Raw genomic sequence first — 26,058 nt, 5'->3', positions numbered from 1 at the left:
ATTATTGGTTACAGTTCAAACAAACTTGTGAGTAGCTTTTTTTCTATCTGTTAATTATCTATTTCTCAACCTTCTCCCTAAAAGCCTCTGGAATCATCGTAAAGCCTTCAATCACTGTATCTTCCTCAACTTCAATCATAAGGTAACGTTTACCGCTAAGCTGCACTTGCTTCACATACCTTAAATCTTGTGGACTAATTGAAATTTTAGCTACCTTTGTGTCAATCTTAATTGATTTTGAGTTGTATTTCGGTACAACACTACTCGCTTTGATTTCATACTTGTCATCATCAATCACTTTTTGAAAAGCGGATTCTACTTTCTCCACACTGATATCTTCAACACCGCTCGCTTTTAAAACGCGTTCAACGTCCTTCGAATCTAAGCGAGGATGTTCTTCCTCTTCATTTTCTTCAATCATTCGATTGATTTCTTCATACACATTGGATAGGGTAGACGTGTTCAATTGATCTTGTGTTACGTCTTTAATAATTTCTTCAAACACGATCTTATCGTCTTTTGCCGTCATGATTTCTTCGCCATTTAAAACGTCTACGATGAATTCATAATCAGGCTCATGAACTTTTCCTGCTGAATACAGGATGTGGTTCACATCTGCTGCATTATCGCTGAAACATGGGAAGAGAAATCCTCCGATCGGTGCGTTCAGGTTGATGATAGGATCGACCACGAAATTGTATTTGAACTCTTTTTCCACATAATCAAAGAGCAGTTCTTTCTTCGGTTCTTGTGTATTGTTTATGCTGCACAGAATAAAGGGGAAGGAGTAGACGGCATCTCGTTCGCTAATCTCAGCCTCATCATTTTTGCGCTTCGTCGGCTTATAGTATTCTCCCTTAATGAAGGTAATCACGATATCCTTTTCGTACTGTCGGTTTAAGAGCATCTTTCCTACCATTTGAAGCATGCGTTCTTTCCAGTCTTCTGTATCGCTTGCAAGTAAGCCTTGGTGCAGAATAAGCTGGCTATTGTTTTCAGCATTTCTATTAAACTTTAATTCAAATAACTTTTCATCAAGATTTCCACCAAGCAATTTTTTAAAGTTATTAAAGAACAGCTCTTGTTGTTCAGCATCTAGCATCTCAAAAGGCTGACTCACGTGATGATAGATCTCGCTGGATTCTTTCGTAATATACACATTAAAAATGCTGGAGATCTTCAGTAGATCATTCTCTTTTTTGAACTGTTTTCGTATTTGAGCGATATCTTTTTTGTTCATGCTTGTATACACTCCTAAGTTGTTGCGATTTTAAGTCGACACTCTCTATATGTCTAACAGGGAAGTATTCTTTATTTTAACATTCAGAAGGAGTGAAGTGTGAAGGTGAAGTTTTGTTGGTTCATAGATTGGTTGCATTAGTAGTTTAATATCTTTTTTAATTTAACAACGTCAAGTTGCTGCAGGGTATAACCCGTACTTGTATCGTCGACATACATAATCATTCCACTATCACTGTCTTTTCGTAACCAAAGTAAATAGTTCTCCTTATTACCGTTTGAATCAACTAGAGTCATCTCTAAATTATTTTTTGACACATTTAAAATTCCAGGTATTCTTTCAGCAGACTGTATCGCATCTCTAGCAATTCTAACGGCCTTGTTATTTTTAAAAGTCTTATTCACATCGCCTGTAATAATAAGCGCTTCTTTTATATCCTGTATAATGAGATTTAGAGCGGTCTCTTTACTTTCAGAATAAACGCTGCACCCAGCAAACAAGATACTTAACGTAATAAGAATCAGTTTAAGTAATGACTTCTTCATTTTACACCCCAAAAAATATCCGTTTTATGGAAATTCTCGTCAAATTCTTAAAAGGTTTCAGTAGACTTCTTAAATATAAAAAAACCCCATATCGCATAGCGGTTAAGCCGATACGATACAGGGTCTCTGTTACTAAAGAATTCTTTTCTTAATACGCGCTACGAGTGGAACCACAACAAGTCCAGCAAATCCAACTTGCAGAACGTTTCCTGGAATGGATCCAAACGGTACAATCCAGTTGCTGTAAAGCACAACTTCTGCAAAATAATAGCCTACCACTTTAATCAGCATAGCTACCACCACTGCCATTGAGTAGACGAGGACACGTTTACCTGGTACTTTTTCCGATATAGCGCCCGCTACATAGCCCATTGCACCAACGATGATGAACGTGAACGGAGCCCAGATCGTCCAACCAGATAGAAGATCAAATAATCCCATTCCGAAAGCACCTGCAATCGCACCTGTTCTTCTACCGAAAACAAAAGCTGCTACGAATAGAGGAATGTTACCTAAGTGGATAAGCCCACCGTTTCCTGCGATCGGAAGCTTAATATTGATGAACATCGTTGCAACAAGAGTCAGTGCCACGAATAGTGCGCTGATGACTAACATTCTTGTTTTCGTCGATTGTATCGATGAATAAGTAGTATTCATAACATAACCTCTTTCATAAAAAATGAATGTAAAAAAATAATGGCACTTATTTATTATATATGTCCCTATTCTTTTAGAAAACAGCTATTTTCTGGGTGTGGTGAAGAAATAGAAAAATTAACTAGTGCAATGAGCAAGTTTTGTCTAAAGGAAAGAAGGGGAGAGCGTTACATTTGCCGAAATTTATTTTGTAGAGCATAGACGTATCGATACAGTTCATTGCGAATGCCTATAGTAGAGGAATTAAACGATATGTATCGCATGGCGATATAAGGAATAGATGAAGAGAAATGAAGGAGGTCCGATATGCGACGTGATATACAACCGAATGAACGAGCTTTCTCCTCCAAGGAAGTTGCAGAAGAAGTAGGCATTGCAACACCTACAGTCCGTAAGTATGGACAAATTTTAGAACGAAACGGATATGAGTTTTTAAAGGATGGAGATCGCCGTATCTTCGTTCAATCTGACATCGAATCGCTCATAGCGCTACGCGATACAGACAAGCCATTAGACGATACAGCTAAAGATATTGTCCTTCAACAAAAGGAAAGATTGAAAGAAACAGTTCAAACGGACGTAGCGCTACCCGATACATATGAGAACCTTCCACAAGACCCGAACCAATTACGAGAAGTCTTAATGATGCTTGCGAATGAATTAGCAGCGACACGCGAGATGAATGCCCAGCTGACAAACGATATGTCAGAGCTCAAAGTAACCGTATCAAGACTTCAACAAGATCATCATGCAATCAGTGCAAACGTAGGAAACGCCGCTCAGAAAACAAACGCTAAGATTGAGAAACTGACCAATCAACAGAAAGAACAATACGAAACATTGCTAGAACAGGAAAAAGAGAAAAGTGAACTTCTGCAGCAGGAAATTCAAAAGTTAAGAGAAGAACAAGTCAAGGAATGGCGTCTGCAGAACGATTTCAATAGACGATTAGAAATCGTGGTTCAAAGCCGGACGAAAAGCAAATGGGAAGCGATTCTTTCTTTATTTAGAAAGTAAGTTGTGTGTATCGGGGGGCGATACGGTCAAGCGTTATGAAGCTCTTTTTTACATAGTTATATCGTGACCCGATATGGATTTTATAACGATACAAAATACATTCTTCAACATTCAATCGTCATATTTCTACAATTTCCCGAGAAATATCTACAAAAACAGCATGTTTTTTAAGTTAGGGAAATCAGAATCTAAGAACTCCAAACAAGATCAGAAATAGCCATTAAGGTGCACTGTATAGGGTGCATCTTTTTTCATTCGCTCACTAATATCGAAACTTCTCTTTTTTTGTAAAAAAACAAGGAATATCGTCTGTCCGATGAGAATAATTAAAGGAAGGAAAAGATTATATAATGTAGAGACAGAAATGTTAGAGGGGAGTCTATCATGAACGCTAGAAATGAAAAGACATTTGAATATCATCCTCAGCTTAAAGAGGTTATCGCAAACGTAGAAAAAGTTATGGTAGGTAAGAAAAAGGTTACAGAGTTAACACTGGTTTCGTTATTAGCAGGGGGACATGTTTTACTTGAAGACGTACCAGGAGTAGGAAAGACGATGATGGTGCGATCTATCGCTAAATCTCTGGGCCTAACCTTTAACCGCATCCAGTTCACACCTGATTTATTGCCGTCTGATATGACGGGGGTATCGATATATAACCAAAAAGATATGAGCTTTGAATTTAGACCAGGTCCTCTCGTTGGAAACATCATTCTCGCCGATGAGATCAACCGTACGTCACCTAAGACACAATCTGCACTTCTTGAGTCCATGGAAGAAATGAGTATGACCGTTGATGGACAGACCCACATATTGCCCGATCCGTTCTTAGTTATGGCCACCCAAAACCCGATTGAATACGAAGGAACTTATCCGCTCCCAGAAGCACAGCTTGATCGTTTCTTAATGAAGCTGACGATGGGTTATCCGACTCCAGAGGAAGAGTTTAATGTACTCAACGTAATCGGAAACGAACACCCGATCCACCTCCTTAAACCAGCCATCTCACCTGAAGAGATTACAGAACTGAAAACAGCCGTAAAGAACATCTATGTATCGGATTCGATCAAACGATATATCGTCGACCTGATCAACCGTACAAGAAATCATAAATCCATTGCGCTCGGTGTCAGTCCGCGTGGATCGCTCGCTTTATTAAAAGCAGCACAGGCTTATGCATTGCTCATGAACCGTGATTTTGTAATCCCTGATGATGTGAAATACTTAGCACCTTATGTTCTAGTTCACCGCGTGTTATTAAAACCTGAAGCTCGTTTTGAAGGGATTACAGCTGAAGAAGTAATCAATGAGCTTTTGGCCCGTGTGCCAGCACCTATTCATAAGGAACAGCATGCATAATGAAGGCATTTCTCCATAAATATCGCGAGCGGTATAAAACACCGATCGGGTTTTCAGGGATCATCTTTTTACTACTTGTTACATTCTCTTTTGCCATGTTTCAGGGAGGGTTCGTAAGCTGGTTTCTATTTTACAGTGTACTTCCGCTTGTGCTTTATTCCATAACGATGGCTTTCTATCCAATTCAGCGGTTGAAAGTCGAACGCTATATCTCGAAAAACAAGCTGATGGCAGGCGAAGAAGTAGAAGTGACGATCGTTATAAAGCGACGAAGCAACTTCCCGCTCTTTTATGTTGTGTTAGAGGACGTGCTGCCAGAAGTGCTGCTTCGTGAAACGCGATACGAGGGCAATACGCATCAAATTCAGTCTCGTATTCTGTTGTTTCCGTTGTTCCGAAGACATCTAGAATATTCATACACGATCAATCCTGCACCGCGCGGGTTGTTTAAATTCGATCAGATTCAAATTAGTACAGGCGACATTTTTGGCTTTGTCTTAAAAAGCACGAGTGTCTCTGTTCGAGATCAGATCTTTGTGTACCCGCAATATCAAGATATCGAGCGGTGGGAAGCAGGAAAGATGCTTCAATCAGGTATGAAAAAGGTAGGAAAGCGTTCGTTTACCGACTACACTTCAACCGTTAGTGTACGTGATTATGTGGCTGGTGACCGAATGAACTGGCTGCACTGGAAAGCGAGTGCAAGGTCAAACAAGCTGCTGACGAAAGTATTTGAACAGCAGCGGAACGATGATTTTGTAATCGTGCTTGATCATTGTGAAAGAAGCTACGGCACGCATGATTGGCTGTTTGAACGCGGCGTATCGCTTGCGGCTTCCATCGTTCACTATGCAATCTCAAAGGGTGGTTCGATCGGCTATCATCCGTTATCAGGAAAAGAAATCCCGATGAACATAGGCGTTGAACAAGAGTGGCGGATTCTTCACGAACTAGCGAAAGTAAAATCAGACGTGAAGCTGCCGTTTGAAGAACGATTGAAGCAGGAATACATGGCAGGCTATATGGAAGGAAAGACGGCACTTATCATTTCCCCGAACCTTTCTGAGTACACAATGAAATCGCTCGAGCTTATCGCGTCAAGACAGCAAACGAACGTGATTTTCTTTTATCTAGCGCTTGACTCCAAGTTAAAGAGTCAAGAACTCACGTACATCTCTCGAATCAGACAGTTCGGTGTGCCTGTAACACCGATCATTGGTTCTGATTTTAACGAATCGCTGAAGGCAGGTGGCACGTATGCCTCAATCTAATCAGCAACAAGCGTCAACACTACACGTATTAGTTCTTTACAGCTTAGGGTTTCTTCTTTTGTGGGAATGGTTGAGACCGCTTAAAGAGCTTACGTCCACGAATGATATTCAGATTTTTGTGATGTACACGTTGTTTTTGTTTATCGTTACGTATTTTCAGCTTCCGTTCTGGATCTCTTTTCCGGTGAAATTGGGAGCGATGTTATATGCGCTTCATTCGCTGTACTTTTTTGATGTTTTCTTATCCTTTAAATGGGTTCCATTTTTGATTGAAGATATCAAATATAATCTAGGGCTTTTTTCAGATCAAAACTGGGACGAGATGACATCACTCTCTCGGAGTTTATTGTTTTTTGTTCTACTCTGGCTGGTCAGTTATTTGATGCATTATTGGCTCGTCCAGACCCGCAGAATCTTTCTGTTCTTCTTGATCACAGTCATCTATATATCGATACTGGATACATTTACGGTGTATGATGGGAAGTTTGCGATCATCCGTACCGTTTTCATCGGTCTGATCTTGGTCGGTATCTTACGAATGATGAAGATAATTGAAACGCAAGGCTTCTCACTTTTAAAAGGAAAGTTTCCTGTTCTTTGGGTGGCACCACTTTCCGGCGTAATCGCGTTGTCGTCAGCTCTAGGTTATGTGGCACCAAAAGCCTCCCCAATCTGGCCAGATCCTGTTCCGTTCATTCAGAATATGTCAGGAAAGGGTGAAGAAGAAGGACTAGGAAAAGGCTCTGGAATCGCAAAGATTGGTTATGGTGAAAACGATAGCCAGCTTGGTGGACCGTTTGAGTTCGACTATACGCCGATCTTCACCGCTTATGATAACGGCAGGCATTATTGGCGGATAGAAACGAAGGAATTCTACACCGGTAAAGGGTGGGAGAATTCAATACCGACTCAGGCAATCACTTTTGAAGCTGATAATCCTTCAGTAGACACGAATTACACGAGAATTTGGGAAGATGGATTAGAAATGAAAGACCATAAAGCACGTATTGAAGCGGAAAAAAGGAAAGAATATTCATTTTTAATGATCCCAGGAAAGCTAACCAATATTAAGACAGAATCGGATATCAGTTATCAGTTAGATGGTGTGAACGGAAAAATCTCTACTTTTCAAGGTGGAGAAGAAGAGAAGCTTTCTGAATACGAGATGGACTACCAGCTGCCTGTAATTAAAGAAGAGCAGCTAAAAGCTTCAACCAATCAATATCCTGAAGCAATAACAGAAAACTACCTGCAGCTTCCAACTACCTTACCAGAAAGGGTAAAAAATTTAGCGCGAAATGTAACAGCAAACCAACCAACAATCTACGATAAAGTCAAAACGGTTGAGGGTTATTTTGCTAAAAACGCTTATGGCTATAACACGATTGAAGTTGCAGTTCCAAAGGGAGATGAAGATTACGTCGATCAATTTTTGTTTGAGACAAAGAAAGGATATTGTGATAACTTTTCAACATCGATGGTCGTGATGCTCCGTTCTGTTGGCATACCTGCACGTTGGGTTAAAGGGTTTACTCCGGGAACCTTTGAGGCACTAGGTGATGATGGTCTTCGCGAATATACTGTTACAAACGCAAACGCCCACTCTTGGGTAGAAGTGTATTTTTCAGGTATTGGATGGGTTCCTTTCGAGCCAACACGCGGATTTGATAATCCATTCGAGCCGGAGAGTGAAGAAAAGGATTCAACACCAGCTGCACCTGTTCCGACTCAGCCGGACAAGCCTGAAAAAGACGTAACGAAGGACGATAGCTCAGCTTCTGGCGAGAAAACAGGTTCAGATTCAATCTTTAATTCTGTTGGAACGTTAGCTGTTATCGTATTAATCGGTTTTATAGTGATCGTAGCGCTCGCTTATCTGTTCCGCAAAAAATGGCTACGTCAGTACACGATTTGGCGCTACAAACACAAAAAAGGTGCTGATAGCTTTGAAGAAGCATTCGAACGATTGATGTGGTTATTAAAGGTATATGGCATAAAAAGAAGACCTGCTTTTACGTTGAGAGAGTACGCTCTATATGTTGACAGAGAGCTCGATTCAAAGGACATGAGAATCCTCGCAAAAGCGTATGAAGGGGTTCAATTCAGTCCGAAAAAGCAGTCAGATCTGTGGAATGATTTTCATAAAGAATTGTGGGAAAATTTAATTAAAAGAATCCGCCCTTGACCGCTATAACAGGCATTGTTAGAATGTCTTTAAGATTATAGTGTCAGATATTATTCTCCTTCGTATATCCTCGATAATAAGGTTCGAGAGTCTCTACCGGGTTGCCGAAAATGACCTGACTATGAAGGCAGGATTCTTTATAGCTACATTTTAAGGAATTCTGCCTTTGTTTTTGTATGTGGAAAACAAGGGTAGAATTCTTTTTGTTTTATAAAGAAAGTGTAAAGATAGACAAGCTGACGGATACTATAGCTGATAATAATAGATGGGGTGAGTACATGAGCGTAACGAATGATTTGCACGTAATGAGTGAAATGATCGTTGTGTTAGATTTCGGTGGACAATATAATCAGTTGATTGCACGTCGTATCCGTGACTTAGGAGTATACAGTGAATTACATCCGCACACGACAACGGCGGAAGATATAAAGAAAATGAACCCAAAAGGAATCATCTTCTCTGGTGGACCTAACTCTGTTTATGCAGACGGGGCACCAGCTTGTGATCCAGCTATTTTTGATCTGGATATCCCTGTGCTTGGTATCTGCTATGGTATGCAGTTGATGAGCTACCACTTTGGCGGTAAAGTAGAGCGCGCGAGTCACCGTGAATACGGTAAAGCAGAGATTACAGTAACGAACACGAACAAGCTTTATGAGAATCTTCCAGAACAACAAGTGGTATGGATGAGCCATAGTGACTTAGTTGTTGCACCACCAGAAGGTTTCGTAACGGACGCAACAAGTCTTTCTTGTCCTGTAGCGGCGATGAGTGATGTATCTCGTAAACTTTACGGCGTACAATTCCACCCAGAAGTTCGTCATTCAGAGTACGGTATCGAGTTTCTTGATAACTTCGTAAAATCCGTTTGTGAATGTGAAGGCAACTGGACGATGGAAAACTGGATCGAAGACGAAATTCAAAAGATCCGTGACGTTGTTGGCGACAAAAAAGTGATCTGCGCAATGTCAGGTGGCGTTGACTCATCTGTTGTTGCTGTTCTTGTTCATAAAGCGATCGGTGACCAATTAACATGTATCTTCGTTGATCACGGTCTTCTTCGTAAAGATGAAGCCGATCAAGTAATGAAAACGTTCAGCGAAGGGTTCAACATCAACATCATTAAAGTCGATGCAAAAGAACGTTTCTTAAGCAAGCTTGAAGGTGTTTCTGATCCTGAGAAGAAACGTAAGATCATCGGTAACGAATTTATCTACGTATTTGATGAAGAAGCGTCAAACCTACAAGGCATAGAATTCCTTGCACAAGGTACGCTTTACACAGATATCGTAGAGAGCGGTACAGCAACTGCACAAACGATCAAGTCTCACCATAACGTTGGCGGACTTCCTGAAGATATGCAGTTCAAATTGATCGAGCCACTTAACACACTCTTTAAAGATGAAGTGCGTAAAGTAGGTACAGAGCTTGGTATTCCTGAACACATCGTTTGGCGTCAGCCGTTCCCAGGACCAGGTCTAGGAATCCGTGTACTTGGTGCGATTACAGAAGAGAAGTTAGAAATCGTTCGTGAGTCTGATTTCATTCTTCGTGAAGAGATCGCAAAAGCAGGCTTAGAGCGTGAAGTGTGGCAATATTTCACAGTCCTACCTGACATCCGTAGTGTTGGGGTAATGGGTGACGCTCGTACGTACGATTACACGATCGGTATCCGTGCCGTAACGTCGATCGACGGAATGACTTCTGACTGGGCACGTATCCCTTGGGACGTACTAGAAAAGATCTCTACTCGTATCGTAAACGAAGTGGATCACATCAACCGAGTGGTGTACGATATTACGTCTAAGCCACCAGCAACAATCGAGTGGGAATAGGTTTGTAAGTGAAAACACGAACGATTATCGTAAAATAACATAAAATCATTCGTGAAAATGCTTGACGTACGACAAAGTTCGACCTATACTCAAGTAGTAATTAAAAATTAAATGTATTTCCTACGTATAAATTCGGGGATATGGCCCGAAAGTTTCTACCAGACTGCCGTAAATGGTCTGACTACGAAGGATTTTTGAAACATGGCGCACATGCTCTCTTTGCATAGGCCACGTTTCATTAACTCTTACGTATTCAGACCCAAGGGCTTGTCCCTTGGGTCTTTTTGTTAGTTATTTTCTATAGATTGCTGCTAGTCGCTGAATTTCATCTTTGAAAGTTGATTGTAGTGCAAGGTGCGAGACTCCTGCGGGACAGGCGTGCAGGTGAGACACTTATACGTGAAACGTACGAATGTGGCTCACCGCTTGCCCCGCGGAAAGCGAGCACCTAAAACGGAAATCAACCTCATCCAAAAGCGACTAGTAATAGCTTTCGTTTTTATACGTAGACAGGGTATAGGGGGATATATAGATGGAAAAGTATTTTGGTTTCAAGGAGTTCAATACTTCTTACAAAAAAGAAGCAACAGCGGGATTAACAACGTTCCTTGCGATGGCTTACATTTTATTCGTTAACCCATCGGTTTTAGGTGATGCGGGCATGGATAAAGGTGCCGTGTTCACGGCGACTGCACTTGCAGCGGCCCTTGGAACACTTTTCATGGGAATCGTAGCGAAGTATCCGATCGCTCTTGCTCCAGGTATGGGACTTAATGCATTTTTCGCTTACTCAGTAGTCTTGGTCATGGATATTCCGTGGCAAACAGCACTTGCTGGCGTATTGATGTCTGGAATTATCTTTATTTTTATTACATTATTTAAAATTCGCGAAACCATCATAAATGCAATCCCAGAAGATCTGAAGTTTGCTGCAGCGTCCGGTATCGGGCTGTTCATCGCATTCATCGGACTGAAAAACGCAGGAATCGTTGCTCCAAGCGAAGCTACACTTGTTTCTCTTGGTGACTTAACAAAAGGTCCAACTCTGCTTGCTATCTTTGGTTTTATCATTACGATCTTAATGATGATCCGAAACGTTCGTGGAGGAATCTTCTACGGAATGGTGATCACAGCTGTAGTTGGTATCTTTGCTGGCCTGATCAATAAGCCAGATCATATCGTAGGAGCGATTCCGAGCCTTGCACCAACATTCGGACAAGCGTTCTCTCACTTTGATCAAATCTTCACAGTAGATATGATGATCGTTGTTCTAACGTTCTTTATCGTTGATTTCTTTGATACAGCAGGAACATTGATGGCAGTTGCATCACAAGCAGGAATCATGAAAGACAACAAGCTGCCTCGTGCAGGTAAAGCATTGCTTGCCGATTCATCAGCGATCGCAGTTGGTGCGATCCTTGGTACATCATCAACAACAGCTTACATCGAATCAGCTTCAGGTGTAGCTGCAGGTGGACGTACAGGATTCACGTCCGTTGTAACAGGTGGATTGTTCTTATTAGCTCTTTTCTTCTCGCCATTATTAGTTGTCGTAACACCATCTGTAACAGCACCAGCACTTATCATCGTCGGTGTACTGATGGTATCCGTATTAAGCAAGATCAAGTGGGACCGTTTAGAAATTGCAGTACCAGCATTCTTAACATTGATTGCAATGCCGCTCACATACAGCATCGCAACAGGTATCGCACTAGGATTCGTTATGTACCCACTAACAATGACAGTAAAAGGACGTGTAAAAGAAGTTCACCCAATCATGTGGGTTCTCTTCATCGTCTTTATCAGCTATTTCGTATTCTTAGTCGAATAGTGAAAAACTTTCTTAGGAATGTCCGTTTTCGGGCATTCCTTTTTTGTATGTGCAGGAAAACAAATAAAAAAGGAAGCCGATAACTTTAAGGAAGAGAGATGCAAAAAATTAGTTTCTTCATTATAATAGTGTGCAGAATGAAGATTAAGGGAGAAGTGGGAAATGGAAGCAATGTGGACCGTTTGGTTTTTTGTAGTAGGAGCAGTGTTAGCCTCGTTCGGCGGAGTAATCGGCTATCGTCTGCCAAAAGGGATGAAGGTAATAGGTGTAGAACGTTCACAATGTGACCATTGCGAAAGACAGCTGAAATGGTACGAGCTTTTTCCCATCGTTTCATTTGTAGCTGCAGGCGCAAAGTGTAAAACATGTAAGAAGCCGATTCCCCTTTTATATACGATGGTAGAGCTCGCAACAGGTGCTCTTTATAGTTTTTCATACATAAAATACGGTTTCTCGATCGAACTGCTACTAGCTTGTTCACTCGTTTTGTTATGCGCCATCATTACCGTTTCCGATTTGTTGTACTTCATCATCTCGGACAAAGTACTGATCGTATTTTTCGTGTGGTTCCTAGTCTTACAAGTGATCTTCGAACCTAGAGGCTGGGTAGATGCGGCCGTCGGAAGTCTGCTCGGATTTTTATTTTTATTGTTGTTAGCCATTCTCTCTAAAGGCGGGATCGGCGGTGGAGATATTAAGCTGATGGGCGTATTAGGAATCGTACTCGGGTTTCAAGGAGCATACCTAACACTGATGGTCGCGTCCATAGTAGGCGTATTAGTCGCAATCGTAGGATTAGTAACGAAGAAATATAACAGAAAGACCGCAATCCCGTTCGGACCGTATTTAGCGGTAGGCGCGTTAGTGACGTTTTATTATAGTGAAGAGTTGTTGGGGTTGATTTTTTAACCTCAACTTTTTTTATGTCGAAACTTTGATTTGGATTGGGCGTAAGTAGGGTATGAAAATTAGAGTAGATTGAGGATTACAGATACATATAGAAGAGGGTTAAGTTAGGAGGTATCATTGCAAGTGTGGTTAATTATATTTTGGAAAATACTAGCGTTCATTTTAGCATTAATATTTGGAATAGGTTATTACAAAAAGAAAAAGAAAGAAAAAGTTAGTCAAATTCGAGCTGAACTTTGGGGGACAGCAGTCTTTATAGGAGTTATGGTTTTTTTTAATGGGATAATTCTGTATGTGAACTATTTAGACGAGCAAAGGGTAAAAGCTGCATATACAGAAATGGAAAAAAACAATGAAGAAAGAGGAAAGGAAGAAGAAGAGTCTTTTGCTAACCTGGAATTATCACTTAAAACTGATAAAAATAAGGGGCAAGATACTCATTATATTTATGTAGCTAATTTTAACAAAAAAGGTATCATTTCATGGAAAGGTCTATATAAAAACCATTATCAATAATAAAATAGTTGACGGGGAATACACAACTAAAAAAATTACTATAAAACCAGGAGAAAAGAAACAAATTATACATACAAAGGGAAAATTGAAATCACGATTAGGAATAAGAAAGATAAGAAAATTTTCACCCATGTTACAAAGCCAATCACTATAAAACCTGGTGAAAAGAAAGAAATTAAAAATGCTAACTATGATACTTGGCACCCAGGCTACTCTTGGAAATGGTTGGGTGAGCTTAAGGAATAGTTATATAGTTTTTTTATTATAAAAACTATTATAATCATCTATAACATCCATTAATTATGTATATTAGTTGAAAAGGAAAAAAGGGAGTTGAAAGTGCATCTGAATCCTCTAAATTTTTGGTTTAATTTTGTGGCGTTTGTATTTGGAATTTTTCTTGCTGTTGGATCGTTTAGCTATTATAGGAATTTAAACCAAACTAAAAAAGGTATTTATTGGGCAGTCGGTAGTTTTGCATTTTGTTTAATTGTGGTAAATGGAATTATAGCGGTCGTAGATCTCATGGACGAACATATGAAGATCGTGGGGATTCGAATAAAGAGTCCTATAAAAATTTGGAACTTGTTGTAACTCCAGAAAAAGTAAAGAGATATACTTCATATAATATTTATGTTGCTAATTTCAATAAACTATATACATACAAAGGAAAGATACAGATTACAATTAGGAACAAGAAAGACAAAAAGGTATTTACTCATGTTACGGAAACGATTACTATAAAACCTGGTGAAAAAAAGGAAATTAAAAATACTACTTATGATACATGGAACCCAGGTTACTCGTGGAGATGGTTAGGTGAGTTAAAAAAATAATATAATTGGAGGTTAGTGTTATGAGAATAGAGTTTTTAATTATGAGTGGAATTGGTGTGTTTTTTGGTATTTTTGCTGCATATTTTGCGTACTTAAAGAAAAGTCCTGAAAGCAAGAAAGCGGGTTGGATGTGGGCTATTGGGTCTTTTCTGTTTTGTGTAATATTTTTTAATGTCATTATGACTTTTGTAGACATATCAAACGATAATAGAAAAGAAGAAGCTTTTGAAGTATTGGATAAACAATATAAAGAACAAGGGGATAAAGAGAATGAATCCCTAAATAACGTAAGACTGTCTATAAAAACTGATTCACAAACAAAGTCGATTTCCCATTATATTTACGTAGGTAACTATAACAATAAACGAACGTATAAGGGAAAAGTACATGTGGAATTGGTTAAGGATAATGAAGTTGTAGAAGAATACACCACCAAATCAATAACTATAAAGCCAGGCGAAAAACAAGAAGTAACATTCTTTAAAGGACCTCGAAGTTATGATTCTTACCGTTGGGAATGGGAAGGGACGCTGCGTTAATCTGATTAACAACCATCTATCTTAAGATAGGTGGTTGTTTTTTTTAATTGATTCTATTTTCCTATGTGTAATTTAATAACTACTATAGGTCTTATTGACCTAAATTGTGATTATAAAGCACTTTAGGGTTTAAATCAGTAAGTTTTGAGGTAATAAGTTTTTAGTAAAGATGGGTTAAATTGTAATTTATGTATGATTATATTCCTAAGATAACAGTTTGTAGAAATTGTCGAAAGGAGTCGAAGTTTATTTCCCGTTAGTAAGAAGGTATTAAAAATGAGATAAAACCTTTGTACACAAAGGTTTTTTGGAGGTTGACGCTGTTGGGAAATATGTGATAGTTTTGGCATAGCCATTTATCAGGATATGACATTTGTATTATAAAATAGTAATTCGTCGAGAGAGAGGTAAATTTTTTAATGTTGGAGTCGAAACGAAGAGCCATTATCTTTATTAGTCTTTCTTTGTTATTAGCCTTACTAGCTGGAGTAATATTTCTACAAAAAGTTAAAGCACTCAACAATCAATTAGGTGACACAACATCTGTATATGTTGCTAGCGCTGAGATTCCATCAAGAGCCTTAATTAAACCTGATCAGGTCAAGGCTATTGAAATCCCTAATAAATATGTAACCGATTCACACATCACAAACAAAAAAAATTTAATTAATAAGGTTTCAGTCGTTCCGTTAACTCCGGATGACATCATTATGAAAAACATGTTGAAGGATGTTTCAACATTACAAAATCAAAATAATAGACTTATATCTATGATAGCTTCTGAAAAAGTCAGATTTGATCAAGAGCTAAATGATTTGGACCGAGTTGATATTATCGTTTCTCAAAAAGTTGATGGTCAGCCAAAAACAGAATTATTTATGAGTGATGTACCAGTAGCCATGGTTGCTAGAGGTGAAAACAAATCGTTTAAAGGAGTTGCGTTAGAGGTTCCTATAGAAGACGCTCCTAAATTAATCCATGTGCAAAACTACGCAGATAGTGTAAGGATCTTAAAAGCAAATGTTGGGCAAGGGGAAAAGAAGAAACCACAGGAAAATGATCAAAAAGAAGCAACTCAAGAAAAACCTGCAAGCACACCACCTGCTCAACCAACAAAACCATCAGCTAAACCCACAGAAAAGCCACCTGCACAACCAGCACCACAACCTAGTAAAAAAGAATAATACAAGGATTTATCGGTGGAGGACATTATGAGTAAACCAAAATCTTTAATCGTGATAACAGAAGATACTTTATTAAAGAAACAAATATTAGATGGTTTAAAAGAATATCAAAATGTTGAAGTCATTGAACCGTTCGATGCAGCAAAAGAAATTGCCAGGTTAGATCCTGAAATTGCAATTGTTGCTAGATCTAACTCTGAACAAGGTGTAGAACTAGTTCAGAGTCTTCATGCTATTAATTCTTCGTTAAGTATTTTGTTTGTGTCAGATGCTCCAGACTTTATGTTGTTACGTGAAGTAATTAGAGTAGGAGCTATTGATTTCTTTGTTTTACCAGATGAACTGGAGTTATTTAAGGAATCCATTAAAAAGACAGAACGATTTATCGAGAATAATCGCAAAAGACAAGATGGTGTACAACAAAGTTTTAAAAAGGGAAGAGGTCAGGTTATCTCATTCTATAGCGGTAAAGGTGGTAGTGGTACAACCTTTTTATCGACAGGTTACAGCCAAACTTTAAAGTTAGATTCCACTGCTCAAGTCCTATTTATTGATTTAAACCTCCAATTTGGAGGAGCTGAAGCCTTTTTGGGATTAGATGGAAATCGGACAATTGTTGATTTAAAGCCGGTAATTGAAGAGTTAAATGAAAGTCATATAAAAAATGTTACACAAAAAGAAACACATTCTAACCTAGAAGTACTCATGAGCCCTAGGGATGCAGAATCTGCTGAGATTATAAACGAAGAATTTATTTCTAGGCTAATTCGAACATGCAGGCTTTCTTATGATTACGTCATTATTGATTTGCCAGCTTATATGAATGAAGTGAGTTTAACTGCACTAGAAGAATCTGATCTAATCTATTATGTAATGAATTTAGATACACCTTCGTTAAGAGTATTTAAAAGCGCAGAAGAATTATTTAATCGGTTAAGCGTTAATACAGAAAACAGGCTTGAGCTTGTTTTTAACCAAGTTGGAAGAGATAACGAATTAAGTGTTTCCGATTTTAAACAGCTCATTGAAAAGCCTGTGGCTGCTGAAATCTCGAGAGATTTTAAAGGGATTCAACCTTTGATCAACAACAGTACACCGATTAGAAAACAGCCAAATGAAAAGAAAATTACGAGTGCTGCAAAAGATTTGAAAAAATGGGTTGCCAACACTTTGAATTAATAAAGGAGGTTTAATTAATGTCGCTGTTCAGTAGAAAAAGTTTCATTGAAGTAAACGACAACAACGATCAAGTGCAAGATTATTCCTCCTATGCTAATCCATATATAGATGAACTATTAGAGCACTATAAAGCTAGATTGTTAAATGAATCAAATCTAGATCAGATTACTAGCTTATCGCGAGGCGAAATGAGACTGGCGATAGAGAGAATCATCAGTCAGTTTATGTTAGAAGAAAGAGTTGTTATACCGAGAAGCGATAAAGAAAAATTACTTACTCGGTTGATAGATGAATCAGTAGGTTTTGGTCCTTTAGAATCACTGTTAAACGATCCTGACATTACAGAGATTCTAATAAATGGACACAATGAGGTTTATATTGAGAAAAACGGTAGATTAGAGTTAACTAGTCTTAAATTCAAGGATGAATCTCATGTAAGACACATTATTGATCGTGTAGTTGCACCACTAGGACGAAGAATAGATGAAAGTTCACCAATGGTTGATGCAAGGCTTCACGATGGTAGCCGTGTCAATGCTGTAATTCCTCCTGTTAGTTTAAGAGGTACATTAGTTTCAATACGTAAATTTCGTAAAGAACCACTAATGATGGAAGATTTAATCAGTTTCGGATCTATGTCAGATGATATGTCCAAGTTCCTTGAGGCGATAGTAACCGCAAAATTAAATATTCTTATCTCTGGAGGAACAGGAAGCGGGAAAACGACTTTGCTAAACGCCGTTGCGCGATCCATTCCATCAGGCGAAAGGGTAATCACTATTGAAGATTCAGCTGAACTTAGGCTAAATCGACCTAACGTAGTAGGAATGGAAGCACGACCAGCAAACGTTGAGGGATCGGGTGAAATTTCAATTAGACAACTCGTTAAAAACTCCCTGCGTATGCGTCCCGATCGAATTATAGTAGGAGAAGTTCGTGGACCTGAAGCGTTCGATATGCTCCAGGCGATGAATACAGGTCATGAAGGTTCTCTTACAACTGTCCATGCTAACTCACCCAGAGACGCTTTGGGAAGAGTTGAAGGTATGGTAATTATGGCAGGAATGGACTTGCCCGCAAGTGTAATTCGTGAATATATCGTAGGAGCTCTAGACTTTATTGTTCAAGGTGAACGACTTACAGACGGGAAACGTAAGATTGTTTCCATAGCAGAAGTGTTTACCGATGAGGATGGAAAAGTACACGTGAACGATATTTTTATTTATAAAAAGACTGGAATGAATTCAAATGGGGATGTGGAAGGTTACTTTACCCCAACGGGAATAGTTCCAAAATGCTTGGAGCGATTAAAGGTTTTTGGTGTTAATCTTTCTGAAGAAATTTTTCAGACCCAGGGAGGGATGCTGCATGATTATAGCCGCTCTTTCTAGCCTATCCGTTCTTTTGGCAATCTGGGCAATCTATAGCTTTTTAGGTTACAGGACACATAAAAGAGAATGGAAAAGACAAGCCGAGACCATATATGGTACTCCAAATAAAAGAAAAAGCTATTTTGTTGTATTGGGAGATAAATTCGATCGATCTCCACTAGCAAGTAAAATGCATGAAAAGTTGCAGCAAGCCAATGTATCTTTAACGCCATCTGAATTTTACGGAATGTTGATTTTAGGTGGAATGACGATTGCCATATTATCTAACACGATGTTCAGTATTAAAGTACCTTTAAACATAATCATAGCTGCTGCTTTTGTTGTAATTTCATACTATTCATTGTTCGCAATTAGGAAAAATAAATATCAACAACGTTTTGAAGGACAGCTGTCTGAAGTATGTCGCCTTCTAGGGAATTCAACTAGAGCAGGTATGACAATTAACCAAGGTGTCGAACTTGTTGCACATGAAGTGGCAAATCCTGCTGGTTCAGAATTTAAACGTCTTGCCAATGAACTAAGGTTAGGTGTGGATTTCGAAAAGGCCCTAGTAAGTTTTCAAAAAAGAGTACCTTCAAGAGACTTTAAGTTATTCATAGCTACCCTACTTATTCAAAAAAGAGCGGGTGGCAACCTACATGCGATCTTGGACGAAATGGCCCATACGCTTGAAGAACGAAAAGTACTTAATCAAACTATCAAAACAATGACTGCAGAGCAAAGATTTATTTCATATATTTTACCAGCTCTACCCATATTTTTGATTTTAGTTATGAATACTATTGTGGATGATTTCTTGAAACCTATTACTACCGTGCCAGGGGCTATTATATCGGTATTGTTCGTTCTTGGAACTATATTAACTTTTTATCTTGTAAGAAAGGTAACCAACATAAGGGTGTAGTTAATGGATACTTCAATTATTTTATTGGTCTTACTATTTTGGTTCTTTTTTGGGATGGCCCTAAGGAATTGGTTTGTGTTTTCGCAAGAGAAGAAAAAGTTAATTACTCATATTCAAGATGTTACTGAAATAAGTAGACTTCACTTCAAGAAAAAAGAAAAATCATCTACAAAGTTATTAACGAAAGTTTTTAAGTTTGGTGATGATTTCTCTGCACTAGGACAAAGGATTAATTTTTTTAGTGAAAAACATGAAGTTGAAAATTGGTTAAGAAAAGCGGGTTATCCTTATGATTTAACGGTAGAGCGCTTTCAAGGTATAAAGATATTTTTCACAATTGTTGGGTTCGTTGCAGGTTTTGTAGGAATCATTATTGGATTCCCTTTATCTCAATTTGGTGTAACTCTATTACCATTGTTAGGTTATTTTGGGACAATCATGGCCTTAAAGAATAAAGCAAAAAAACGTCAAGATGAACTACGCTATGATTTACCTGATTTTCTAGATACAGTAAGTGTTAGTTTAAGAGCTGGAGTTAGTTTAGATCAAACGCTTCGAGAAGTAGTTAAATATTTTAGTGGTCCTCTTCATGAAGAGTTTTCTAGGTTCAACCAAGAGATAAGCTTGGGTGTACCTAGAGAGGAGGCTTATCGTGATCTGCTTAAACGAAACGATAATCCTGAATTTCAATCGCTAATTAAATCTCTAATACAGGGTGTTAAATTAGGTGTCCCAATAGCAACTACCTTTAAATTACAAGCGGAAGATATGAGAATTATCCGAAAAGAATTAGCAAAAGAAAAGGCGGCTAAAGCATCGCCAAAAGTAACTCTTATTACAACATTTGTTGTAGCCCCAACAGCAATCATTATGATAGCTGGTTTAATGATACTAAACATGTTATTTAATGATGGGGGTATCGCTAGCGTCTTTGGGTAAGATCTTTGCATTGCAAAGTTAATATAAAAAAACTAGGAGGATATTATTATGAAAAACATCATGTTAAGTACTTACGTAAAGGTTGATAACACTGTTAAAGGATACTTAGAAACAGTGAAAAACGAAAGAGGATCACAATCGCTTGAGTGGATTGCTATAGCTGCAATTGTAGTAATTATTACTGGTCTTATTTCAAAAGTTATGAAAGAATCAGAAATTGGTAGTGAGTTCTTTGAAAAGTTCAGTGGTTTTATTGATGAAGTTGGTAAAACGGAATAATTTATTTAATAGAATAGTAACGTTCATTTGAACGTTACTATTCTATTATTAAAAATTAAAAATACATAAAAGGGAGAACAAACTATGAAAGTGAACCAGCAAATTAAATTGATAATAACAACAATCCTAATAGTGTGTTTAATCTCCTGTTCTAATGATGAGTCTTCTAAAGAAAGCTCTAATTCAGCATTGAAAAGTAATGAAAACAATTCATCAAAAGATATACATGATACAAAAAATAATGATTTAAAAGGATTAAAAGAAAATATACCAAAATCATCAACTTCTACCAACGAACTTATTGAATATCCAGAGGGTAAGTATGCAGGTATAACTTTTGACTTACTACCTGAAGAAGAAAAGAAAAAAGTATATGAAGATTTAGAGAAACTACCTAAAATATCCGATACAGCTTCTGAAAAAGAAAAGGAACTATTTTGGAACAATTTATTATATTTATTCCACGAGGATTACATTGACCCTCAAACAGTTCTTGAAAAATGGAAAATCGAATCTTTTGGAAGTCCTGAAATTGAAGATTCTCGTTTTCAATTTAAAGAGAATTTAAATGTGGAGATTGTACTTGATGCGAGTGGAAGCATGAATGGAAAAATTGGCGGAAAAACAAAGATGGAACTAGCTAAAGAATCTATAACTAAATTTGCTTCTTCTTTACCAGAAGGTGCAAATGTTGCTCTTCGTGTATATGGGCATAAGGGGACAGGCTCTGACCAGGACAAAAAACTCTCATGTGAGAGCAGTGATATTGTGTATGCTATGCAAAATTATGAGGAAAGTGATTTTGAGGGTGCGCTTAATAAATTTAAACCAGCTGGTTGGACTCCTATAACCTTAGCATTAAGTAAGGCAAAAGAAGATATGGCTAAATACGATGGGAAAAAAAATACTAATATTATCTTCCTTGTCAGTGACGGAATAAATACATGTGGCGGTGATCCCGTACAAGAAGCTAAGAGTTTAGCAGATTCCAATATCAAACCAATTGTTAATGTAATTGGCTTTGATGTTGATGCTAAAGGACAAGAACAATTAAGAAGCGTTGCAAATGCGAGCGCTGGAATCTATACAAATGTAAACGATCAAAAAGGGTTAAGTGAACAGTTTAAATCTGCTCAAGATATTGCGGAAAAATGGGATCGATGGAAAAGAGATTCTCTTAATGATTTAGACGCAATCAAAGTAGATCGTAATTTTATGATCTTAGCTTTCTCTAATGATTGGGGAGGAAAAAGAGAAAAACAAAACAGTAATTTAATTTCTGCCTTAAGATATTTGTACAATGAAAAGATTATTACTAGGGATATTAAAGATTATTTGGGCAATAAAAAAGATGATCAAAAATATTTAACGGATGACTCGCAAGATGAAGTCGTAAGTTACCTGGAGTCTATCAATGATAAAACGTATGAAGAAATGAAAAAATCTATTGAAGAAAAATACAAACAAAAATAAATACATCTAAGTCAGTCATTAAATATAAAAAGAAAGGAGTAGAAACTGGTGAAAAGATTTAAAAGAAGAAAGGTAATACCGTTCTTAGCTGGCTTAGCTGCATATTTTATTATCTTTCTCAGTGTTGCTCCTACAGCTGTTTATGCTGTAGGAAGTTGGGGAGATAACATTCAACCATGGGGAGATGACATCCAACAATGGGGAGACTCCGTCGATAGCTGGGAGGATTCAGTAAGCGACTGGGATGCTGAACCAGGTGAATCCAATGGTGGGAATTCACCTAATGGAGGAAACTCTCCTGATGGAGATAAATCAACTCCAGATGGTAATGATCCATCAACTCCAGATGGCAGCGATCCATCGAATCCAGACGATCCTAACAACTCAAATGACTCAAATAATCCAGATAAAGAATCTGAATCTGGAGGCAGTGAAAAATCTGAGGATAAGAACAACGAACAAGATGGAAATGATCCGGAAGAACCATCTGGTCCATCGTTGTATGATGTCAATAAATATCTTCATAATGATGTATTAGGTAAAACCTTTGAGTATATGGAAGGGAATAACCTACAGAACCCTATGGACGTTTTTACTGACTATAACAACAATAGGGGATTAATGGCACATATGATGTTTTCCACCTATAAATTAGGTGTAAAAGGTGATGTGCTGGGAGAAACAATTGGTGATGGGGTTGACCTAGGGTTAAAATCTGTAGAAACAGCAAAAAAAATTAAGGAACTAAATTCTTATAGGGATGCTTTAAAAACAGCATTGGACGAAAGAAGTACGTTACAAAGTCTTGGTAATGCTGATGATTTAAGGAATTTAGAATCAATTGATGATATCAAAAAAGGTTTGCAAGGTACTCATTTCACACCTATTTCAAAACTGAATGTAGGTGTAGCTGCTGTAAGTGCAGGTTATTCTGCTTATGAGACTGGAAAAAATATCGGGAAGCTTTTTACTGCAGATAATGCGAAAGACAGATGGCTAGCTGGAGGAGATACAGCTCAAAGTTTAGGAGATACCTTAATGAGTGCCTCAGTAATTGCTGGAGGAACAGGAGTAGGAGCTCCTGTTGCAACAGGGTTGTTTATAGCTGGAGCCACTTTATGGGCTGCGGGAACTATTACAAAAGCAGTTGTAAATCGTAAAGAAATATACAAATCTGCAGAAAAAGGAATAAAGAAAATTGGTGATGCCATTTCATCTGCTAAGGAAAAGGCAGGATCAATAGTTAAATCAGTATCATCTTGGTTTAGTTGAGGTGGGAATAATGGAAAACATGGACTTGAATAATATAAAAAGTAAAGCAAATGAATATAAGAAAATATTTGAAAATATTGATATTTACCCTTACTGTTATTGCGAAGCAAATACTAGTTACTATTATGTAAGTTACAAGCGATTTAATAAGATTAGTGGTGTAGCAATTTTAACAGAAAAAAATAATTCCACCAAACATGAAGTGATTAATGCTTTCAAAATGATTTACACTTTTAATAGAATTATGTCTGAAGCAATTGATCAAATGGTACCTGATATAAGAAAACCGGTATCAGTCTTACAAGAAATAAAAATTTTGATAACAGAAGCGGAAAATAGACTTTTTAAAGTTTTTGAGAAAATAAAGTCTGAAACAAATGAATTAAAAACTATACTAGATGAAATAATCGATTTTCCAGAAAAGCTTATTATCATTCTAAAAGAAATGCAGGCTATTGAAAAAAGTGTATTAGATAGTAAATGCCTTTTAAAGGAAAATGTAGAAAGAATGATGGAGCTTAATATTAAACATTATCAAATTATGTATAGTCAAGGTAGGGCCCAATTAGAAGGAATAAAGAAAGCAAGAATTATCCTGGAAGAGTTAGCACAAGTTAATGAGTCTGAAAGAAAAGAAATTAATCAGCTCTTGTCGCATTTGAAATTATTCTCAGCAGAAAGAGCAGTAATTGATGTGAATAAATCTCAATCCACCTTTGAAAAGGATGAATATGGTAACAAGATCACTTTATCTCAAGGCGAGAAAGGTTTAGAAGAATATAAAGAAATGTTTTATAAGAGGGCAAATCACATATTTGAAAATAATATAAAACATAATTTAAGAAACTTCAAATAAAATAACATGGTTGGGAGGTTGAATATGAGTCCAATAAAAGAAGGTTTTCGATTCTATACAAAAAATGTTGAATACCTGCTGTTACTGTCTATAACAATTGTATTACCATTACTAATTCTGCATTTTTATTTGATGAACTACATTTATCTAACAACATCTGCAATCTTTAACGATACCACATTTGCAGACCTAGTAAATGGATTCTTCACCTTACTGTTTCTTATTGTAGGACAACTTCCCTTCATTAAATTCGTACAATCCGATTTAGAAGGAGAAGAAAAGAGAGTCAAAAGTGCTTACTTGTCGTTTTTAAAGCACAGTTTTTCATTGTATTTATTCGGCATTGTATACTGTGTTCTAGTACTTTTAGGTTTTACTCTTTTCATCATTCCAGGTTTAATTCTTATGGTGTTTTTATTCCTAACTCCCTATATATCAGTGTTAGATGACAAGCCAGCACGAAAATCTTGGAAAAGTGCTATGAAGTTAGCTAAGAAAAACTTCTTTAAATTAGGTGGAATAATAGCTTTAGTAAGTATCGTTGAAATGATTATTGGATTAATCGCATTGTATGGTGTTTCTCTAATCACGAATAATTTTGGAGCTGCAACGGTAAGTCAGATTCTTTTAAATGTAATTATGTTGCCGTTATTGGCGATTATGGTCACATTTTGTGTTATCAAATGGAGAGACCATTTACCACCAGCAAATATCGTAGTAAAAAAATAATATAAATACATTTACGGAGTGGAAGAAACATGATCATATCTTATTTAAAACAAAAAACAAATGAAAAAGGTTCTGCTAGTATTGAGTTTTTGGCAATGATTCCTTTTGTTTTTTTATTAATGGTCATGCTCTGGCAATTTCTTATAGGTGCTTACGCCTTGATAACTGCTCAATCTGCTGCAAACGAAGCAGCCAAAGTTTATTCAACGACTGAAAACCAAGCTGAAGCTGCATCTGCTGCAAGTAAGATTGTGGATGCAACGGGTGATAGTATCAAACTTAATAATAGTAGAACCTTTATTTCATCGGGTTCAGATAAACAATTCATCTCTTCAGTAGGGGTAGATTTAGAATTGGTATTTTTACCTTCTGAGCTTTTTAGCGGAGGAACACCCACTATTCCAATTGATGTTGACGTTAGCAGCAGGGTGATAAAATGAGTAAGCAGTTTTCAAATGAAAAAGGTAATATTGCACTTCTGACCCTTGGTTTAATGAGCGTTATGATTATTATGTTTCTATTCCTTACGAATTTCGTAAAAGTTTTCTCAATAAAAGAACAAGCTTCAACGAATGCTCAGCAAGCTAGCTTGGCAGCTACTTCAATTGTTTACGAAGAAGTAGATGAGGCGATTGATGAATATGAAATGACGCTCATTGCAAACGGTAAGGAAATTCTTGAAGGAGAAAGTCTAAGTGAGAGAATTAACAAACGTCAGGAACAATATTCAGACCTTAATCAAAATGAAGCACATATTAAAGCAGTAGATGAAGTGTTAAGTGAAGAGTTATCTGGAAATGGAATTGACACTAAAATCTTAAACGACATACTCATAGAGAATCTCACTAGTAGTCAAACCATTGAAAGTCTGAAATATGAAGTAAGCGAAGTTATTTCTAGCAATAAAGGGACGGTAGCCAATTCCGAGATCGTTTTCATGGATGAATCACAGATAACGGTTAAAACATCTTCGAAATATAAAGCACTAAAGTTTGATAGTTTTATCCCTGATGATCAAAGAGATATTAACCAAACTGGAACGGGTCCTGAAATTTCCTTTTTTGAATATTTAGATGGTTGGTCTGATATTACGATTGAGCTTAATTAGGGGG

The 26,058-nt window shown here is 37.5% G+C and carries 25 protein-coding genes and 2 riboswitches; of the genes, 22 read left to right on the top strand and 3 right to left on the bottom strand.

The genetic code is table 11. From position 1 onward, the window contains the following. Positions 1–58 precede the first annotated feature (58 nt). The 3 genes from P4V41_RS20935 to P4V41_RS20925 form a co-directional block, all read right to left on the bottom strand. Positions 59–1,240: a DUF4317 domain-containing protein gene (locus P4V41_RS20935; RefSeq protein WP_328087122.1), complete on the bottom strand. Its 1,182-nt coding sequence runs from the start codon at positions 1,238–1,240 to the stop codon at positions 59–61. A 137-nt stretch (positions 1,241–1,377) separates the two neighbouring features. Further along, positions 1,378–1,785: a hypothetical protein gene (locus P4V41_RS20930; protein ID WP_328087121.1), complete on the bottom strand. Its 408-nt coding sequence runs from the start codon at positions 1,783–1,785 to the stop codon at positions 1,378–1,380. Between the two features lie 132 nt (positions 1,786–1,917). Next, on the bottom strand, positions 1,918–2,442 hold the full coding sequence (locus tag P4V41_RS20925; protein ID WP_328087119.1) for an ECF transporter S component: 525 nt from the start codon (positions 2,440–2,442) through the stop codon (positions 1,918–1,920). 306 nt (positions 2,443–2,748) lie between these two features. Here P4V41_RS20925 and P4V41_RS20920 point away from each other — a divergent pair, with 306 nt between their 5' ends. The 22 genes from P4V41_RS20920 to P4V41_RS20815 all read left to right on the top strand — a co-directional run bounded on the left by P4V41_RS20920 (position 2,749) and on the right by P4V41_RS20815 (position 26,054). Continuing rightward, the gene (locus P4V41_RS20920; RefSeq protein ID WP_328087117.1) at positions 2,749–3,459 is read left to right on the top strand and encodes a hypothetical protein; all 711 of its coding nucleotides are present in this window, start codon (positions 2,749–2,751) and stop codon (positions 3,457–3,459) included. 384 nt (positions 3,460–3,843) lie between these two features. Continuing rightward, a complete protein-coding gene (locus P4V41_RS20915) occupies positions 3,844–4,818 on the top strand; it encodes a MoxR family ATPase (protein ID WP_328087116.1) in 975 nt (324 codons plus the stop codon). Continuing rightward, entirely contained in the window at positions 4,818–6,089 is a 1,272-nt protein-coding gene (locus P4V41_RS20910) for a DUF58 domain-containing protein (RefSeq protein ID WP_328087114.1), read from the top strand. The genes P4V41_RS20915 and P4V41_RS20910 overlap by 1 nt, the downstream gene beginning before the upstream one ends. After that, positions 6,076–8,274, top strand: coding sequence for a transglutaminase domain-containing protein (locus tag P4V41_RS20905; protein WP_328087113.1), 2,199 nt, complete (start codon positions 6,076–6,078; stop codon positions 8,272–8,274). The genes P4V41_RS20910 and P4V41_RS20905 overlap by 14 nt, the downstream gene beginning before the upstream one ends. Positions 8,275–8,314: 40 nt before the next feature. Then, positions 8,315–8,416: riboswitch (purine riboswitch) on the top strand. A 163-nt stretch (positions 8,417–8,579) separates the two neighbouring features. Then, positions 8,580–10,109 (top strand): glutamine-hydrolyzing GMP synthase, encoded by a 1,530-nt coding sequence (gene guaA / locus P4V41_RS20900; protein ID WP_328087123.1) that lies wholly within the window; start codon positions 8,580–8,582, stop codon positions 10,107–10,109. Between the two features lie 102 nt (positions 10,110–10,211). Continuing rightward, positions 10,212–10,313, top strand: a riboswitch (purine riboswitch). 328 nt (positions 10,314–10,641) lie between these two features. Continuing rightward, complete coding sequence (locus P4V41_RS20895) at positions 10,642–11,940, top strand: NCS2 family permease (RefSeq protein ID WP_328087112.1); 1,299 nt, start codon at positions 10,642–10,644, stop codon at positions 11,938–11,940. Positions 11,941–12,102: 162 nt separating this feature from the next. Then, positions 12,103–12,849, top strand: a complete 747-nt coding sequence (locus P4V41_RS20890; RefSeq protein ID WP_328087111.1) for a prepilin peptidase — start codon at positions 12,103–12,105, stop codon at positions 12,847–12,849. 117 nt (positions 12,850–12,966) lie between these two features. Then, the gene (locus P4V41_RS20885) at positions 12,967–13,365 is read left to right on the top strand and encodes a hypothetical protein (protein ID WP_328087110.1); all 399 of its coding nucleotides are present in this window, start codon (positions 12,967–12,969) and stop codon (positions 13,363–13,365) included. A gap of 578 nt (positions 13,366–13,943) precedes the next feature. Further along, a complete protein-coding gene (locus tag P4V41_RS20880; protein ID WP_328087109.1) occupies positions 13,944–14,201 on the top strand; it encodes a hypothetical protein in 258 nt (85 codons plus the stop codon). Positions 14,202–14,221: 20 nt separating this feature from the next. Further along, positions 14,222–14,740, top strand: a complete 519-nt coding sequence (locus P4V41_RS20875) for a hypothetical protein (RefSeq protein WP_198769372.1) — start codon at positions 14,222–14,224, stop codon at positions 14,738–14,740. 419 nt (positions 14,741–15,159) lie between these two features. After that, the gene (locus P4V41_RS20870) at positions 15,160–15,924 is read left to right on the top strand and encodes an SAF domain-containing protein (RefSeq protein ID WP_328087108.1); all 765 of its coding nucleotides are present in this window, start codon (positions 15,160–15,162) and stop codon (positions 15,922–15,924) included. A 27-nt stretch (positions 15,925–15,951) separates the two neighbouring features. Beyond that, entirely contained in the window at positions 15,952–17,103 is a 1,152-nt protein-coding gene (locus P4V41_RS20865) for an AAA family ATPase (RefSeq protein WP_328087107.1), read from the top strand. Positions 17,104–17,120: 17 nt separating this feature from the next. After that, positions 17,121–18,494, top strand: a complete 1,374-nt coding sequence (locus P4V41_RS20860; RefSeq protein ID WP_328087106.1) for a CpaF family protein — start codon at positions 17,121–17,123, stop codon at positions 18,492–18,494. After that, a complete protein-coding gene (locus tag P4V41_RS20855; RefSeq protein ID WP_328087105.1) occupies positions 18,472–19,398 on the top strand; it encodes a type II secretion system F family protein in 927 nt (308 codons plus the stop codon). The genes P4V41_RS20860 and P4V41_RS20855 overlap by 23 nt, the downstream gene beginning before the upstream one ends. Positions 19,399–19,401: 3 nt before the next feature. Next, complete coding sequence (locus tag P4V41_RS20850) at positions 19,402–20,337, top strand: type II secretion system F family protein (RefSeq protein ID WP_328087104.1); 936 nt, start codon at positions 19,402–19,404, stop codon at positions 20,335–20,337. 48 nt (positions 20,338–20,385) lie between these two features. After that, positions 20,386–20,616, top strand: coding sequence for a hypothetical protein (locus P4V41_RS20845; protein ID WP_328087103.1), 231 nt, complete (start codon positions 20,386–20,388; stop codon positions 20,614–20,616). A gap of 84 nt (positions 20,617–20,700) precedes the next feature. Further along, entirely contained in the window at positions 20,701–22,089 is a 1,389-nt protein-coding gene (locus tag P4V41_RS20840; protein WP_328087102.1) for a VWA domain-containing protein, read from the top strand. A 48-nt stretch (positions 22,090–22,137) separates the two neighbouring features. Next, complete coding sequence (locus tag P4V41_RS20835) at positions 22,138–23,361, top strand: hypothetical protein (protein ID WP_328087100.1); 1,224 nt, start codon at positions 22,138–22,140, stop codon at positions 23,359–23,361. Between the two features lie 10 nt (positions 23,362–23,371). Then, a complete protein-coding gene (locus P4V41_RS20830; RefSeq protein WP_328087099.1) occupies positions 23,372–24,217 on the top strand; it encodes a hypothetical protein in 846 nt (281 codons plus the stop codon). A 24-nt stretch (positions 24,218–24,241) separates the two neighbouring features. After that, positions 24,242–24,946, top strand: coding sequence for a hypothetical protein (locus P4V41_RS20825; protein WP_328087098.1), 705 nt, complete (start codon positions 24,242–24,244; stop codon positions 24,944–24,946). A 29-nt stretch (positions 24,947–24,975) separates the two neighbouring features. Then, entirely contained in the window at positions 24,976–25,386 is a 411-nt protein-coding gene (locus P4V41_RS20820) for a TadE family protein (protein ID WP_328087097.1), read from the top strand. After that, entirely contained in the window at positions 25,383–26,054 is a 672-nt protein-coding gene (locus tag P4V41_RS20815; protein WP_328087096.1) for a hypothetical protein, read from the top strand. Before P4V41_RS20820 ends, P4V41_RS20815 begins: the two co-directional genes overlap by 4 nt. The last annotated feature ends 4 nt before the right edge of the window (positions 26,055–26,058 follow it).

Source organism: Fictibacillus nanhaiensis (assembly GCF_036213205.1).
Lineage (GTDB): Bacteria > Bacillota > Bacilli > Bacillales > Fictibacillaceae > Fictibacillus > Fictibacillus nanhaiensis_E.
This window is presented reverse-complemented; position numbering and strand designations above follow the sequence as displayed.

Excerpts from the sequence above, each read along its gene's own strand:
- P4V41_RS20935 (WP_328087122.1), bottom strand. The coding sequence starts at position 1,240 with ATGAACAAAAAAGATATCGCTCAAATACGAAAACAGTTCAAAAAAGAG.
- P4V41_RS20930 (WP_328087121.1), bottom strand. The coding sequence starts at position 1,785 with ATGAAGAAGTCATTACTTAAACTGATTCTTATTACGTTAAGTATCTTG.
- P4V41_RS20925 (WP_328087119.1), bottom strand. The coding sequence starts at position 2,442 with ATGAATACTACTTATTCATCGATACAATCGACGAAAACAAGAATGTTA.
- P4V41_RS20920 (WP_328087117.1), top strand. The coding sequence starts at position 2,749 with ATGCGACGTGATATACAACCGAATGAACGAGCTTTCTCCTCCAAGGAA.
- P4V41_RS20915 (WP_328087116.1), top strand. The coding sequence starts at position 3,844 with ATGAACGCTAGAAATGAAAAGACATTTGAATATCATCCTCAGCTTAAA.
- P4V41_RS20910 (WP_328087114.1), top strand. The coding sequence starts at position 4,818 with ATGAAGGCATTTCTCCATAAATATCGCGAGCGGTATAAAACACCGATC.
- P4V41_RS20905 (WP_328087113.1), top strand. The coding sequence starts at position 6,076 with ATGCCTCAATCTAATCAGCAACAAGCGTCAACACTACACGTATTAGTT.
- guaA (WP_328087123.1), top strand. The coding sequence starts at position 8,580 with ATGAGTGAAATGATCGTTGTGTTAGATTTCGGTGGACAATATAATCAG.
- P4V41_RS20895 (WP_328087112.1), top strand. The coding sequence starts at position 10,642 with ATGGAAAAGTATTTTGGTTTCAAGGAGTTCAATACTTCTTACAAAAAA.
- P4V41_RS20890 (WP_328087111.1), top strand. The coding sequence starts at position 12,103 with ATGGAAGCAATGTGGACCGTTTGGTTTTTTGTAGTAGGAGCAGTGTTA.
- P4V41_RS20875 (WP_198769372.1), top strand. The coding sequence starts at position 14,222 with ATGAGAATAGAGTTTTTAATTATGAGTGGAATTGGTGTGTTTTTTGGT.
- P4V41_RS20870 (WP_328087108.1), top strand. The coding sequence starts at position 15,160 with ATGTTGGAGTCGAAACGAAGAGCCATTATCTTTATTAGTCTTTCTTTG.
- P4V41_RS20865 (WP_328087107.1), top strand. The coding sequence starts at position 15,952 with ATGAGTAAACCAAAATCTTTAATCGTGATAACAGAAGATACTTTATTA.
- P4V41_RS20860 (WP_328087106.1), top strand. The coding sequence starts at position 17,121 with ATGTCGCTGTTCAGTAGAAAAAGTTTCATTGAAGTAAACGACAACAAC.
- P4V41_RS20855 (WP_328087105.1), top strand. The coding sequence starts at position 18,472 with ATGATTATAGCCGCTCTTTCTAGCCTATCCGTTCTTTTGGCAATCTGG.
- P4V41_RS20850 (WP_328087104.1), top strand. The coding sequence starts at position 19,402 with ATGGATACTTCAATTATTTTATTGGTCTTACTATTTTGGTTCTTTTTT.
- P4V41_RS20845 (WP_328087103.1), top strand. The coding sequence starts at position 20,386 with ATGAAAAACATCATGTTAAGTACTTACGTAAAGGTTGATAACACTGTT.
- P4V41_RS20840 (WP_328087102.1), top strand. The coding sequence starts at position 20,701 with ATGAAAGTGAACCAGCAAATTAAATTGATAATAACAACAATCCTAATA.
- P4V41_RS20830 (WP_328087099.1), top strand. The coding sequence starts at position 23,372 with ATGGAAAACATGGACTTGAATAATATAAAAAGTAAAGCAAATGAATAT.
- P4V41_RS20825 (WP_328087098.1), top strand. The coding sequence starts at position 24,242 with ATGAGTCCAATAAAAGAAGGTTTTCGATTCTATACAAAAAATGTTGAA.
- P4V41_RS20820 (WP_328087097.1), top strand. The coding sequence starts at position 24,976 with ATGATCATATCTTATTTAAAACAAAAAACAAATGAAAAAGGTTCTGCT.
- P4V41_RS20815 (WP_328087096.1), top strand. The coding sequence starts at position 25,383 with ATGAGTAAGCAGTTTTCAAATGAAAAAGGTAATATTGCACTTCTGACC.